Origin of the sequence: Nocardioides immobilis, from assembly GCF_003515065.1 — a bacterium.
GTDB classification, from domain to species: domain Bacteria; phylum Actinomycetota; class Actinomycetes; order Propionibacteriales; family Nocardioidaceae; genus Nocardioides; species Nocardioides immobilis.
The window spans coordinates 19,827-33,161 of record NZ_QXGH01000020.1 but is presented as its reverse complement, the minus strand read 5'-3'; the positions used below and the strand labels follow the sequence as shown (position 1 = coordinate 33,161).

General features: G+C 71.2%; 13 protein-coding genes. 5 read left to right on the top strand and 8 right to left on the bottom strand.

Features of this window, described 5'->3' with window-relative positions; all coding sequences use genetic code 11:
- Positions 1-43 precede the first annotated feature (43 nt).
- Genes D0Z08_RS16415 through D0Z08_RS16405 form a run of 3 tightly spaced genes read left to right on the top strand, consistent with a single transcriptional unit; the run spans position 44 to position 2,298 of the window.
- Positions 44-790 carry a FadR/GntR family transcriptional regulator gene (locus D0Z08_RS16415; protein ID WP_118926335.1) on the top strand — a complete coding sequence of 249 codons (747 nt, stop codon included), beginning with the start codon at positions 44-46 and terminating at the stop codon, positions 788-790.
- Positions 787-1,503, top strand: coding sequence for a sterol desaturase family protein (locus D0Z08_RS16410; protein ID WP_118926334.1), 717 nt, complete (start codon positions 787-789; stop codon positions 1,501-1,503). The genes D0Z08_RS16415 and D0Z08_RS16410 overlap by 4 nt, the downstream gene beginning before the upstream one ends.
- Before the next feature lie 18 nt (positions 1,504-1,521).
- On the top strand, positions 1,522-2,298 hold the full coding sequence (locus D0Z08_RS16405; protein ID WP_182481341.1) for an MBL fold metallo-hydrolase: 777 nt from the start codon (positions 1,522-1,524) through the stop codon (positions 2,296-2,298).
- Positions 2,299-2,308: 10 nt separating this feature from the next.
- Here D0Z08_RS16405 and D0Z08_RS16400 read toward each other — a convergent pair whose 3' ends face one another.
- Positions 2,309-3,262, bottom strand: coding sequence for a hypothetical protein (locus D0Z08_RS16400; protein ID WP_147381446.1), 954 nt, complete (start codon positions 3,260-3,262; stop codon positions 2,309-2,311).
- Between the two features lie 157 nt (positions 3,263-3,419).
- Here D0Z08_RS16400 and D0Z08_RS16395 point away from each other — a divergent pair, with 157 nt between their 5' ends.
- Positions 3,420-4,028, top strand: a complete 609-nt coding sequence (locus D0Z08_RS16395; protein ID WP_118926331.1) for a calcium-binding protein — start codon at positions 3,420-3,422, stop codon at positions 4,026-4,028.
- A gap of 102 nt (positions 4,029-4,130) precedes the next feature.
- Here the strand turns inward: D0Z08_RS16395 and D0Z08_RS16390 are convergent, their stop codons facing one another.
- The 5 genes from D0Z08_RS16390 to D0Z08_RS16370 are packed head-to-tail and all read right to left on the bottom strand — an operon-like array spanning position 4,131 to position 10,974.
- Positions 4,131-7,076, bottom strand: a complete 2,946-nt coding sequence (locus D0Z08_RS16390; RefSeq protein ID WP_118926330.1) for a S8 family serine peptidase — start codon at positions 7,074-7,076, stop codon at positions 4,131-4,133.
- A gap of 51 nt (positions 7,077-7,127) precedes the next feature.
- The gene (locus D0Z08_RS16385; protein ID WP_118926445.1) at positions 7,128-9,401 is read right to left on the bottom strand and encodes a heavy metal translocating P-type ATPase; all 2,274 of its coding nucleotides are present in this window, start codon (positions 9,399-9,401) and stop codon (positions 7,128-7,130) included.
- A gap of 34 nt (positions 9,402-9,435) precedes the next feature.
- A complete protein-coding gene (locus tag D0Z08_RS16380; protein WP_118926329.1) occupies positions 9,436-10,419 on the bottom strand; it encodes a hypothetical protein in 984 nt (327 codons plus the stop codon).
- Positions 10,416-10,622, bottom strand: a complete 207-nt coding sequence (locus D0Z08_RS16375) for a heavy-metal-associated domain-containing protein (protein WP_118926328.1) — start codon at positions 10,620-10,622, stop codon at positions 10,416-10,418. The genes D0Z08_RS16380 and D0Z08_RS16375 overlap by 4 nt, the downstream gene beginning before the upstream one ends.
- Before the next feature lie 40 nt (positions 10,623-10,662).
- A complete protein-coding gene (locus tag D0Z08_RS16370; protein ID WP_118926327.1) occupies positions 10,663-10,974 on the bottom strand; it encodes a metal-sensitive transcriptional regulator in 312 nt (103 codons plus the stop codon).
- A 172-nt stretch (positions 10,975-11,146) separates the two neighbouring features.
- Here D0Z08_RS16370 and D0Z08_RS16365 point away from each other — a divergent pair, with 172 nt between their 5' ends.
- Positions 11,147-12,235 (top strand): endonuclease/exonuclease/phosphatase family protein, encoded by a 1,089-nt coding sequence (locus D0Z08_RS16365; protein WP_118926326.1) that lies wholly within the window; start codon positions 11,147-11,149, stop codon positions 12,233-12,235.
- A gap of 29 nt (positions 12,236-12,264) precedes the next feature.
- On the opposite strand, the gene D0Z08_RS16360 is transcribed toward D0Z08_RS16365, so the two are convergent.
- Both D0Z08_RS16360 and D0Z08_RS16355 read right to left on the bottom strand, forming a co-directional pair.
- Positions 12,265-12,513, bottom strand: coding sequence for a hypothetical protein (locus tag D0Z08_RS16360; RefSeq protein WP_118926325.1), 249 nt, complete (start codon positions 12,511-12,513; stop codon positions 12,265-12,267).
- Positions 12,510-12,764: a hypothetical protein gene (locus D0Z08_RS16355; RefSeq protein WP_118926324.1), complete on the bottom strand. Its 255-nt coding sequence runs from the start codon at positions 12,762-12,764 to the stop codon at positions 12,510-12,512. The genes D0Z08_RS16360 and D0Z08_RS16355 overlap by 4 nt, the downstream gene beginning before the upstream one ends.
- Between the last annotated feature and the right edge of the window lie 571 nt (positions 12,765-13,335).

Genomic DNA, 13,335 nt, shown 5'->3' with positions numbered 1-13,335 from the left:
TACCACTTGACCAATGTGCCATCACCGACGTACGGTCGGCCGCATGGCGTTGAAACCCGTGACCCGGAAGTCCGTGTCGGACCAGGTGTTCGACCAGGTGCTGGGCGAGGTGATGGACGGCGGCCTCGAGGTCGGCGAGCAGCTCCCGAGCGAGCGCCGGCTGGCCGAGGTGCTCGGCGTCTCCCGTCCGGCGGTCCGCGAGGCGCTCCAGCGGATGACGCAGACCCGGCTGGTCGAAGTCCGGCACGGGGGCGGCGCGACCGTCCGCGACTTCCGGAGGTACGGCGGGCTCGACCTGCTCCCGCACCTCCTGGTCAGGGACGGCGGGATCGATCCGTCGGTCGCGCGCAGCGTGGTCGAGGCGCGGACCTCGGTGGCGCCCGGCATCGCGGCGCTGGCCGCGGAGCGCGGCGGGCCCGCGCTCACGGCCGCGCTCGGCACGGTGGTCGACCGGCTCGTTGCCACGACCGACCCGGTGACCTGGCAGGAGCTCGCGCTCGAGTTCTGGGACGTCGTCGTCGACGGTGCGGACTCGATCGTGTTCCGGCTGATGTTCAACGGCCTGCGGGCGGCCTACGAACCTGCCCTGCCGGCCCTCGCGCCGGCCCTCGCCGCCGAGGTCGGCCAGGTCGACCCCTACCGCCTGCTCGCGACGGCGATCGCGGCCGGCGACCCCGCCACCGCCCGCGCCGCCGCCGAGCGGGTGCTGGCCCCCACCAACGCCGCCCTGATGGACGCCTTCGCGGCGCTCGCGGCGACCTCCACGACCACCGAGGGAGCCGAGTCATGACGAGCAACGACGTCGAAGCACAGGCCCGCCGCCAGGTCGAGCGCGACGAAGCGAGGATCACGGGCGGCCGTCGTACCAGCCAGTCGCTCGGCCAGGTCTTCACCGAGTTCTGGCGGCACCCGTCGCCGTACATCCTGGGCACCGCCCTGACCGGCGCGATCACCGGCCGCGTCCTCGCCGGTCCGGGTGCCTGGTGGGAGCTCCTCATCCCGGCCGGCCTGGTCGCGATCATGCCGGTCGTGGAGTGGGTGATCCACGTCTGCATCCTGCACTGGCGGCCGCGCCGCGTCGCCGGCCTCACGATCGACCCGCTGCTGTCCCGCAAGCACCGCGCCCACCACGCCGACCCCCGTTCGATCCCGCTGGTGTTCGTGCCGTGGCAGGTCGAGCTGACGACGGCGCCGTTCCTGGTCCTCGTCGCCTGGGCGGCCACACCGACCTGGTCGTCGACGTTCACCGTCATCGTGACGGTGGTCGTCCTGCTGACGGCGTACGAGTGGACCCACTACGTCCTGCACAGCGACTACCGGCCCAAGTCCCGCTGGTTCCGGTCGGTCTGGCGCAACCACCGGCTGCATCACTACAAGAGCGAGCACTACTGGTTCACGGTCACCTCGGCCGCGACCGCCGACCGGCTGTTCGGCACCTACCCGGACCCGGCCACCGTCCCGACCTCGCCGACGGCGCGCAACCTCCACGGTTTGGAAGGCTGACCTGCCACGATGGGCTCCGTGCGGGTCCACCACCTCAACTGCGCCAGCTTCCGGCCTGCCATCGCTCCCCCGATGGTCGCCCACGTCCTCCTCGTCGAGCGGGACGGCGGTCTGCTCCTCGTCGACACCGGCTACGGCTCCGGCGAGCTGGCCGACCCCGGGCGGCTCGGCAAGCCCTACCTGCTCGCGGTCCGGCCCGCCCTCGACCCCGGCGAGACCGCGCTCGCCCAGGTGAAGGCCCTCGGCTTCGCGCCCGAGGACGTCACCGACATCGCGGTGACCCACCTCGACTCCGACCACGCCGGCGGGCTGGTCGACTTCCCCCACGCCCGCGTCCACATCCACCAGCCCGAGCTCGACGCCGCCCGGCACCCGAGGTTCATGGAGAAGCAGCGTTACCTCCCCGCGCAGTGGGCGCACGGCCCGCAGTGGGTCCAGCACTCCGAGCCGGGCGACGACTGGTTCGGCTTCCCGTCGGTGACAGCGATCGGCGACGACGTCGTCATGATCCCGCTGCTGGGCCACACGCGCGGTCACGCCGGCATCGCCGTCCGCGACGCCGCCGACCACTGGCTGCTGCACGCAGGCGACGCCGTGTTCGACGGCGACCAGCTGGCGACGCCGCCGTCGTGCGCCCGCTCACTGACGGTCATGCAGACATTGATGGCGGTCTCCAACAAGCTGCGTCGCGAGAACACCGAGCGGCTGCGCGAGCTGGTGGCGACCCACTCCGACGAGGTCACCGTGTTCTGCGCGCACGACAAGGCGCAGTACGGCGCACTCGCCACCCGCTGAGTGAAGCGGGTCAGTCGCCGCAGACTGCGAACGGCAGGTGCTGGTCGGTGATCAGCGCCGTCGCTGCCGACGGCCGCTGCAGGTCGTAGCCGAGGCGACCGGTGGACGGGTCCGCCACCCCGCGGGAGAAGGCGGCGCCGAACTCGGGGCGGATCGCCGGCATCACCTCGTCCAGCCGCAGCCGGTCGAACGCGTCGGGGCGGTTTTCTCCCAGCTTCACCGTCGCCAGGCTGCCGCCGAGGGCGACCGAGAACCCCTCGAGCGGGTCGAGCGCGGCGAGCGCCGCGCGCGGCGCTTCCGCGAGCTGCGCCTCCATGCCCTCGCCGAACACCGTGTCGAACGGCAGGCAGGACCGCTCGACGTACGTCGCGTTCGCCTCCTGTCCGACCAGGTCGACGACCTCCTCGAGCGCTGCCCAGCTGTCGTCACCCTCGGGCGGCTCCGCCGAGGTCACCACCCTCCGCTCTGCGTCGAGCACGGCCCCGGCGAGCGGGCCGACCCGGTCCCGGATCGCCTCCTCGACCTGGGTCATGGACACGTCGTCGTGGAAGGCCATCACCCAGCCGTCGGCCCCGCCGGCGTACGTCGCCTCCCAGGCGACGTCGTCCGCACCGAAGCCGTAGGCCCGGAGCTCCTCGGCCGCGGGCCGCAGCATTCCCGTCGACAACGTCGCCGCCTTCGGCAACGCCCGCCAGAACCGGGCGCGCTCGGCGGCCGACGCTTCGCGGTTGAGGAAGCCGAAGCCCAGGGTCAGCCGGAGCTGGTCGAGGTCGGTGACCTCGAGAGTCGTCGCGTCCGAAGGCACCAGTGCGAGGACGGCGGCCGACGGCTCCAACGACGGGTCGTACTCCGTCGAGATCGCCGACGTGTCGGGATCCTCCGGATAGACCGGGTCGGCGGGGTCGCTACAACCGGCGGCCAGCAGCACCACGACCGGCACCAGCCAGCGAACCCCAGAACTCACGGCGCTGAGTCTGCCACGACCTAGCAGATTCTCTCGTCCGGACGGCGGCGCGGTCGGCAGTTCGGGGGGTCGGCAGTGGTGCAGGTCTCGCCCGGGGAATTCGCGCTCGGGGGAATTCCCCTTATGGTCCTTGGAGCCTAAAACAGGAGGAGTCTCCTTGCTTCGCACTATCGTCACATTCCTCGTAGCCGCCGTCGCCGGCCTCTCGGTGGGCATCAGCCCCGCGACCGCGGACAACCTTCCCCCGCTGATGCTGGGCCCCGGCGACGCCGGCGTCAGCGACATGGGTGGCAGCGCGATCGTCCGCTACTCGAAGTACGGCCCGGTCTACATCTCGGGCAAGCACAACCAGCACCTGCGGGTCACCTGGGTCTCGGAGCGCCACAGCATCCGGTTCCGTGACACTCGCACCAACCGGTGGAAGAGCCTGCCCGACCGTTGCCAGAAGGAGCGGGTGAAGGTCGGCGTCTCGGCGGTCTGCAAGGTCCCGCCGCGCTTCAACACCCAGCGGATGTTCATCCAGGTCTGGCCGCGCCTCGGTCACGACTACACCGACGGCCGCACCCTGCCGAGCCGGTTCCGGCTCTGGGTCCTGACCGACGCGGGCAACGACATCGTCTACGGCGGCGATGGCCGCGACTTCGTCAACGGCGCCAAGGGCAACGACCGCATCTACGGCGGCCCCGGCCGTGACTGGCTCCGCGGCGGCCCCGGTGCCGACCGGATCGTCGGCGGCAGCGGCAGCGACCGCGTCAGCCACGGCTGACCACCAGCTGAACGCACGAAGCCCCGGACCGTGAGGTCCGGGGCTTCGCTCATTTCGGGTCGGTCCAGGGCGTGCGCCGATCGCACGCCGTGAACTCAGCGGTCAGCCGACCGAGAGCAGCGTGACCTCGTCCGAACCGGCGTACGAGATGACCCCGAGCCACCGCTTTGCCGGATCGAGGCCGCTCCAGGACGCGGTGAGTGTCAACGGCTCGCCCAGGGTCGCCGGTGCGGGCGAGGGGGTGACCGTCGCGTTGCCTGCCGATCCCTCCTCGACCACGAAGTTGGCGAGGCCGTAGGACGTCGAGCCGCCAGGTGTCGCGAACCCGTTGACGTAGACGTCGTAGGTGCCCGCCTCCGGCGCCAGCAGAGTGACCTGCTCGTCGGCCGCGCCGGACGCGGAGAGATCGACGAAGGTGCCGTCGAGGTAGACGAACAGGTCGAGGTCCGACGTGTCGTCGTCGGCGTCCAGGCTGAACCGAGCCGCCTTGGCTCCGGCCGGCACCGTCACCTCGTACAGCTTGGTGTCGGCGTCCGGGGTGGGGTTGTCGATGTCGAACGGTCCCGTCGTCACGCTGTCGGCGATCGGGGTGACCCCGACGAGGCCGTGCACCGAGCTCTCGAGCTCGCCGGTGAAGCCCGGGATGACCTCGAAGTCCTCGGAACCGCTGGCGCTCGCGTCGGCGTGCACCTCGGACGGCGCGGAGACCGTGACCGGCTGCAGGGCCACGGGGCTGCGTACGACGTGCCCGGCGCCGGTCCAGGTCAGCGAGCCGATCGCCCACTCGCCCATGGGCGCGTCGGAGCGCGTGAACGTCACCTCGAACGAGGCTGCCTCACCCGGGTCGAGGGTGAGCTCGGCCGGTGTGACGACAGCCTCGAACCCAGGGACGTTCGCGGTGGCGGTGTACGTCGCCGCAGCGTCGTCCACGTTCCTCACCCGCCGCGTGACGGTCTCGGTGCCCGCCAGGTCGCCGATCGCGATCGACGCCTGGTTGAGGTCGGACGCCTGGATCGCCGGCAGCGTGTCGAACGGCGGCGCGAACTGCACGCCGAGGCCGATCATGAACCCGCGGTACTCGTTGGGCGTCGTCGGGTAGACCAGGCCTGGGTCGGCGGCTGGATTGGGCTGGACGAAGCCGGCGCCCTGGGCGAACGGGTCCTCGGCGCTGGAGACCGTGTCCATCGTCGTGGTCATCAGGGCCGACTTGATCTCGGAGGGCAGCCAGTTCGGGTGCTGGTCCTTCAGCAGGGCGCCGAGGCCCGCCGTGTGGGGACTGGACATCGACGTCCCGGAGTAGAAGTCCCAGTTGCGTCCGAAGTTTCCGGGCGGAGCCACCGCCGCGACCACATCGACGCCCGGCGCCGCAAGGTCGGGCTTGAGGATGTCGCCATCGGTGGTGACCGACGGTCCGCGCGAGGAGAACGCGGCGATCTCCGGCACCTGCGGCGCCTCCGCCAGCTCGGCTGGAGTGAGCGGCAGGATCGCCGCCGTCGCGCCCGCCCCGGCATCCGCGATGTAGTCGAGGATGGCGGTACGGGCGGTGTGGTCGACGTGCACGGAGGGCACGAAGTGGAAGTCACCGTTGAGCGAGTTGGCCGACGTGTTGGTCAGGACCATCGCGACGCCGCCGGCCCGCTTCACCTCGGCGCTCTTCGAGATCCGCGACGTGACGCCGCGGTCGCACTGCACGACCTTGCCCGCCGCCTTCGCGGGATCGAGGGAGCCGTCCACGCAGAGGGCCGCAGCGCTGTCGCTCGCGGACGTGTTCTTGACGCTCACCGAGGTCACCAGCGCGGTCTGGGTCGGGAGGCCCGCGGTGGTCGAGACGCCGACGTACCGTTCGCCGTTGCCGAGCTCCACCGCCAGGAAGGCGCGCCGGAACGTGGCCGCCGCCACGGTGGTCAGCCATGGTGACGGGTGGTCGAAGGTGCTCGCTCCCGGGCCGCTGTTGCCCGCCGAGTTGGCGACGTACACACCGGCGTTCGAGGCGCCCCGGAAGGCCTGCTCGACAGGGGCGAGAACGGTCGACTCGGACCCGCCGCCGATCGAGTAGTTGAGGACGTCGACGCCGTCCAGGACCGCTTGGTTGATGGCGGCCACGCTGTCGGAGTCGAAGCAACCGGGGTCGACACCGGGGCGGCCCTCCCAGCAGACCTTGTAGGCCGCGACCTTGGCACCGGGAGCCATGCCCGAGCCCGAACCGATCGCGTGGCCGTCGATGGCGACGTCCGTGCCGTGGTTTCCTGCGGCCGTCGACGCGGTGTGCGACCCGTGACCGGACCAGTCGCGCGGGGAGAGGAAGTCGGTGGTTGCGACGAACTGGCGGCCGAACCCGCGCAGGTAGTAGCGCGCACCGACCAGCTTGTCGTTGCAGGTGCGCGGCGTGAACCGCTCGCCGGGCTCGCACTGACCGCTCCACGTCGCGGGCACCGGGATGTCGGTTCCACCTGCGAACGCGTCACTCTCCGGCCAGATGCCGGTGTCGATGATGCCGACCACCACACCGGCGCCGGCGTCGTCGGGACCGCCGAGCTGCTGCCAGAGGCCACCAGCAGCGTCGAGCCCCAGGAAGGACGGGGAGTCGGTGGTGTCGACCTGCTGCTTCCGGTCGGGCGTGACCGCGATGACGCCCCGCATCTTGTCGAGCCGCGCCGCTTGGCGACCGGTGAGGTGGGCGGCGACGCCGTTGTTGGTGACCGTGAAGTCGTAGTACTTCGCGGCGCCAACCCGCTCGAGAGCGCGGTCGTGCCGCTCGCGCAGGAACCCCCGCCAGCGGCGAACCGCCGCGGAGTCACGATCGATCTTCCGTCCACGCGCCGGCATCGTCCGCGGGTAGCCGCGCCGGTAGCCGGTGTAGCTGGCTACCGGTTCGTCGGCGAAGGTGACGATGTAGTCACCTTCGGTGAACCCGGTGGACGGTTGCGCGCCGACGGACGCTCGTCCGTCGACGGCGGCTGGCGGAGCGGATCCGGTGGATCCGGCCGGACCGGCCGGCACGACCAGGGTGAGACTGATGGTGAACGCGAGGACTGCGATTCGGCGCATGACGATGCCTGGTTTCCGCGGGGGGAGCTGGAGCTGCCGCTAACCGGCACGCTAGGTCTGTTGCCTCCCCCGGTCAATGGCGGAGAGACCGTGACTCGTCGGAGCGCTGCGGAAGCTGCGCAGGCGGAGGCTGTTGGAGACCACGAAGACCGAGGAGAAGGCCATCGCGGCGCCGGCGAGCATCGGGTTGAGCAGCCCGGCGGCCGCGAGCGGCAGGGCCGCGACGTTGTAGGCGAACGCCCAGAACAGGTTGCCCTTGATCGTCGTGAGCGTCCGCCGCGAGAGCCGGATGGCGTCCACCGCGACCCGCAGGTCGCCGCGGACCAGGGTGAGGTCGCTGGCCTCGATCGCCACGTCCGTGCCCGTGCCCATCGCGAGGCCGAGGTCAGCCTGGGCCAGAGCCGCGGCGTCGTTGACGCCGTCGCCGACCATCGCGACGACCCTGCCCTCGGCCTGGAGTCGCTTCACGACGTCGACCTTGTCGGCCGGGAGCACGTCGGCGAACACGTCGGCCTCGTCGATCCCCACCTCGGCCGCGACACTGCGCGCGACGACCGCGTTGTCGCCGGTGAGCAGCATCGGACGCAGGCCGAGCTCACGCAGCTGGGTGATCGCAGTGGCTGACGTGGACTTGATCGCGTCGGCGACCACGACGATCCCGCGGGCCTTGCCGTCCCAGCCGACCGCGACGGCTGTCCCGCCGGTCTCCTGCGCCCGGGCCATCGCTTCCTCGAGCTCGGACGTGAGGTGCTGGGACCACTCGGCCAGCAGCCGGGGGCGGCCGACGAGGACCGCACGGCTGGTATCGCCGTCGACCCCGTCAAGAACGACGCCCTGGACGCCGAGGCCCTCGACGTTGGTGAAGTCCTCGACCGTCGGCAGGTCGCCCAGCCGCTCGCGCGCGCCGGTGGCGATCGCCTGGGCGATGGGGTGCTCGGACGCGTCCTCGAGGGCGCCGGCGTACCGCAGGACCTCGTCGGGGTCCTCGCCGTCGGCGGCGATGACGTCGCGCAGGGTCATCTGACCCGTGGTGACGGTGCCGGTCTTGTCGAGGACGACGGTGTCGACCCGGCGGGTGGACTCCAGCACCTCGGGGCCCTTGATCAGGATGCCGAGCTGGGCGCCGCGGCCCGTGCCGACCATGAGGGCGGTCGGCGTGGCGAGGCCCAGCGCGCAGGGGCAGGCGATGATCAGGACCGCGACCGCAGCGGTGAATGCTGCCCCCAGGCCGCTGTCGGTGCCGAGCCAGAACCCGAGTGTGCCGACGGCGAGCAGGATGACGATCGGCACGAAGAAGCCGGAGATCTGGTCGGCCAGCCGCTGGACCTCGGCCTTCCCGTTCTGCGCGTCCTCGACCAGCCGGGCCATCTGGGCGAGCTGGGTGTCGCCGCCGACCCGGGTGGCCCGGACCACCAACCGGCCGCCGGCATTGACCGTGGCGCCGACGACGGTGTCGCCGGGCCCGACCTCCACCGGCACCGACTCACCGGTGAGCATCGAGGCGTCCACGGCCGACGTACCCCGTTCGATGACGCCGTCGGTGGCGATCTTCTCTCCCGGCCGTACGACGAAGCTGTCGCCGACCGTGAGGTCCTCGACCGGGATCCGGGTCGCGGTGACGCCGTCCGGCCCGAGCACGGCGACGTCCTTCGCACCGAGCTCCATCAGGGCGCGCAGTGCCGCGCCGGCGCGGCGCTTGGACCGCTGCTCGAAGTAGCGGCCGGCGAGGATGAACGTGGTGACGCCGGCGGCGGCCTCGAAGTAGATGTTGCCGCTGCCGTCGGAACGCTCGATGGTGAGCTCGAAGGGGTGGGTCATCCCCGCGATCCCCGCGGTGCCCCAGAAGAGCGCGTAGACCGACCAGCCCAGTGCCGCCAGGGTGCCCAGCGAGATCAGGGTGTCCATCGTGGACGTGCCGTGGCGCAGGTTGGTCCACGCCGCCTTGTGGAACGGCCAGGCGCCCCACACCACCACCGGTGCGGCCAGCGTCAGGGACAGCCACTGCCAGTTGGTGAACTGCAGCGCCGGGACCATCGCCATCGCGATCACCGGCACGGTGAGGGCCGCCGAGACGAGCAGCCGTTGCCGCAACGGGGCGACCGGGTCGGGCTCGGCAGGCGCCCCGGTCCCGGCGTCGGCCTTCGCCGGCTGGGGCACGGTCGCGCCGTACCCGGCCTGCTCGACGGCCGCGACCAGGTCCTCGGGGGTGAGGTCGTCGGCGTACGTGACCTTGGCCTTCTCGGTGGCGTAGTTGACCGTCGCGGTCACGCCCTCGAGCTTGTTGAGCTTGCGCTCGATCCGGTTGGCGCAGGAGGCGCAGGTCATCCCGGTGAGCGCGAGCTCGATCTGGCGCGTCGGGTCAGTGTGCGTGTCCACTGCTCTCTCCGTGCTCGTCGGGCTTCGGGGTCTCGCCGGTGCCACCGGCGGTGACGGTGAAGGCCGCGGTGCGGACGACGCCGTCGTGCTGGAAGTCCAGGTAGAGGTGATAGGTGCCGGCACTGGGCACGGCGGCGTAGAAGGTGACGTCGGGGCCGGGCTCGGTCGTGCCGTCGCCGGGCGTGCCCTCGGGGTGGACGTGGAGGTAGGCGAGGTCCCCGCCGCGCAACGCGACCAGGTGGCCGTAGGCACCGAGGTAGGGCTGCAGGTCGGTGACCGGCTCGCCGTCCTTGGCCACGCTCAGCGTGAGCTCGGCGTCGGCGCCCGCGGTGAGGTCGCCGTCGAGGGTGACCTCGTAGTCGCCGACCACGGCCGTCCGCGACTCCTGCGCGGGCGGTCCGGGCTCGTAGGCACCGGACACGGCGAGGTCTGCGCCGAGCGTGAGCGCCTCGGCACCGGTCGCCTTGAAGTCCGCGAACACGCGCCAGTCACCGGGCTTCAGGTCCAGCTCCGTGCTCCACGTGCCGTCGCCCGCAAGGGTCGGGTGCACGTGCTGGAACCCCGTGAAGTCGCGGCGTACGGCGATCAGGTGGAGCTCCTTCTCGTGCTCGACGTCGTACTCCGTCACCGGGGCGCCGTCCGGGCCGGTGATGGTGAAGGACAGCGGCCGGTCCTCGCCTGCCGGGGCGCGGGCCTCGGTGAGTGCGAGGGTGTAGCCGTCCTGGGATATCATGAGTCCTCCTGGGACCTCTTGTGCGGTGGGTGGGGTCGACTCGTCGTCGTCCTCGTGGCCGTCCTCGTGCCCGCCGTCGCGCTCGTCCGCGGCGGGGTCGTCCGCGTGGGAGTCGCCGTGGGAGCTGGAGACCTCGTCGTCGAACGGCCCGACGCCCTTGCCGATGACCGAGGCGATGCCGAAGACGGCGGCGATCGCGGCGACGAATCCGGCGAGCCTGACCGGGGTGCTCATGCGAGCTGGTAGCCGGCTTCCTCGACGGCGGCCTTCACGGCGGCGTCATCGAGGGGCTCGGCGCTGGTGATGGTCACGGCACCGGTGGGCAGGTCGACCGCGACGTCCTCGACGCCCGGGATCTCCTGGACCTCTTCGGTGACCGACGCGACGCAGTGGCCGCAGGTCATCCCGGTGACGGTGTAGGTGCTGGTCTGGCTCATGGCTGGTTCCTTCCGGGTGGGTTGCTGTCGAGGGGTTGGGTCAGGAGCGGACGAGGCGAGCGATCGCGTCGGAGGCTTCCTTGAGCTTGCTCTGGGCGTCCTCGCCGCCGACGGCGACGGCGTCGACGACGCAGTGGGCCAGGTGCTCGTCCAGCAGCCCGAGCGCGACGGCCTCGAGAGCCTTCGTCATCGCGGAGATCTGGGTGAGGATGTCGATGCAGTACTTCTCCTCCTCGACCATCCGCTGCAGGCCGCGGGCCTGTCCCTCGATCCGCCGCAGCCGCTTGAGGTAGTCGCCCTTGGTGTTGTTGGCGATGTAGCTGTGCTGGTGCTCGTCGTGCGTGTCCGGCATCGGGCTGTCCTTCTGGTTGCGTGTCTTGGACCTCCTCCGAGCGTACCCCCCTAGGGTATAGCGCTCAAGTATGCCGCGTCTCTGGAAGCGCCGTCGGTCATCGGTCCCCCAGGTATCGTTCTCAAAGCCGGCGGTCCGCGCGGCGTTGGTCTGAGCAGAACCGGGTGGGGACGTGGTCACCAACGAGCACCCGCGCCGCGAGCGGCTCCTGCCCGTGGTCGGACTCGTGGCGCTGGTCGTGGTGCTGCTGGCCGTGGCGCGGTTCGGTATGTCCGACGAGCCGAGCGACGGGCCCGTCACCGGACCCGGCACATCGCCCGCGATCCCGAGCGACGTCGTCGACGCCGGGATCAGCGAGGAGGAGCAGCGTCAGACCGAACGCCACAGCCGCAGGCGCAACCGGATGCTCGACCGGGAGCTCGCGGCCAAGCTCCGCGATCGCGTCCAGCAGACCGTCGACGGCTTGAGCGCCGCGCCGGCCACCTTCCGGATCGCCAGCTTCAACGTGCTCGGCTACTCCCACACCAAGCCGGGCGGCAACAAGTGCTGTCGCTGGGCCGGCGGGGTGGCCCGGATGGCCTCGGCCGTCCAGCTCATCCGCGGCAACAACTTCCACGTGGTGGGCTTCCAGGAGTTCGAGAAGGAGCAGTACGGCGCATTCCTGTCGATGACCGGCGGCGGTTGGCAGGTCTACCCCGGGCTGCGCCTGGGCACCAATCCGGTTCGGAACTCGATCGCCTGGGACACCTCCACCTTCGAGCTCGTCTCAGCACACACCACCCCGATCCCGTACTTCCACGGCCACATGGTCCCGATGCCGTACGTGCTCCTGAAGCACCGCGAGACCGGTCGCCTGTCGTGGTTCATCAACATCCACAACCCGGCGAGCGTGCGCGGACCCGCGCAGCACTGGCGCGACCTCGCCACCAGCCGGGAGATCGCCTTGATGCGCGACCTCCAGAAGCCGCGCGCGGGCTATCCGCTCGGCATCCCGACCTTCCTGATGGGCGACTTCAACGAGAAGGCCGAGGCGTTCTGCCGGGTGACTGCCGGCGCCAACGCCCAGGCCGCCAACGGAGGCTCGAGCACGCCCTGCCGGCTTCCTGGCAACCACGGCATCGACTGGATCTTCGGCACCAGGGAAGGCGTCACCTTCTCCAACTACGCCCGACTCTCCGGCGGCCTCATCAGCCGGACCACCGACCACCCGTTGATCTACAGCGACGTGACCTTGGACGGCGACGCGCCCTGGGTCAGCTGATCCCGGTCCGTCGGCCCGGGCTTCGCCGTTCAGGCAATGCCGTTGCCGCCCAGCAGGATCGCGAGAAGGAACGCCCACCCGCCGGTCAACCGGGCCTCGGGGCGCTTCGGACGGGCAAGGCCTGCGGGCCCGCCGAAGAGGAGGTACGCCGGACAGGCGAACGGCGGGAGCATCAGGATCAGCCAGAACCAGGCCCACCGGGTCGCCCGCCACGGTTCACCCGCGGCGCCCAGCATGCCGATCGTCATCACGAACAGTCCGGCCATCAGCCAGGTCACCCGCGACCCGGCCGCGAGCGGGGTCCCAGCCCTCCCTCGACCCGGACCTCGTCGACGTCGCCCTCGGCGATGGCGTCCCGGAGGCTGTCGATGCTGGACTCGCGCTCCCCCGTTGCGACCGCCGCGACGGCCACCACGAGCCAGCCCGCGAGGAGCACCCACGCCACCCGGCGCAGGTTCAGTCGCGATCGGACGGACCGCACCTGGGGCGGGACCGGCCCGCTGTCGGTCGTGTCCGTCGCTGTCGTCACGTCAGGATTCTGGCACCGGTGCCGGCGGTGCGTGGACGCCCAGCTCGTGGAAGTCGGGGTGGCACGTGCACAGTGGGGTGACAGGAGGCTCGCCCCTGCTGGCGGTGCCCCGGGCTGCCTCATCCACATCGACCACCGGAGCGAGCAGGGCGCGTCCGAGCACTGTCCACCGCCGCGGCGGACAGAGCGCCGGCCAGAACTGGGTAAAGAACTCTCGAAGCGACATGCCGGGTGCGTCCTCGACGAGCCGCGAGCTACCGGCGACGGGACGAAGCGAGGTGACCGTCCGGCGTCAGCCCCGACCGAGCAGAGAAAGGTGCTGACTGCATGACGTGTTCCTTCATCATCGGTGCCCGGCGGTCTCGGGCGTGGTGACGAACACGGTGCGACCCTGCAGTGAGGTCAGCGTGAGCCCCCGATGAAGGAGTTCTCATCCTCCGGACCTTGTCGGCCGCTGCTGCGCCGCATCGAACCGTTGCCGCTCAGCCGACCTGCTCGTGTTAGCGACGCCGCGCCCGCCGCCACCGGCATTGACGTCATGCGGTGGCATGCGCGCGCGTTTCCGGTGCAG

Coding starts and splice junctions, on each gene's coding strand:
- D0Z08_RS16415 (WP_118926335.1), top strand. CDS start 44: ATGGCGTTGAAACCCGTGACCCGGAAGTCCGTGTCGGACCAGGTGTTC.
- D0Z08_RS16410 (WP_118926334.1), top strand. CDS start 787: ATGACGAGCAACGACGTCGAAGCACAGGCCCGCCGCCAGGTCGAGCGC.
- D0Z08_RS16390 (WP_118926330.1), bottom strand. CDS start 7,076: ATGCGCCGAATCGCAGTCCTCGCGTTCACCATCAGTCTCACCCTGGTC.
- D0Z08_RS16385 (WP_118926445.1), bottom strand. CDS start 9,401: ATGACCTGCGCCTCCTGCGCCAACCGGATCGAGCGCAAGCTCAACAAG.
- D0Z08_RS16380 (WP_118926329.1), bottom strand. CDS start 10,419: ATGAGCACCCCGGTCAGGCTCGCCGGATTCGTCGCCGCGATCGCCGCC.
- D0Z08_RS16375 (WP_118926328.1), bottom strand. CDS start 10,622: ATGAGCCAGACCAGCACCTACACCGTCACCGGGATGACCTGCGGCCAC.
- D0Z08_RS16370 (WP_118926327.1), bottom strand. CDS start 10,974: ATGCCGGACACGCACGACGAGCACCAGCACAGCTACATCGCCAACAAC.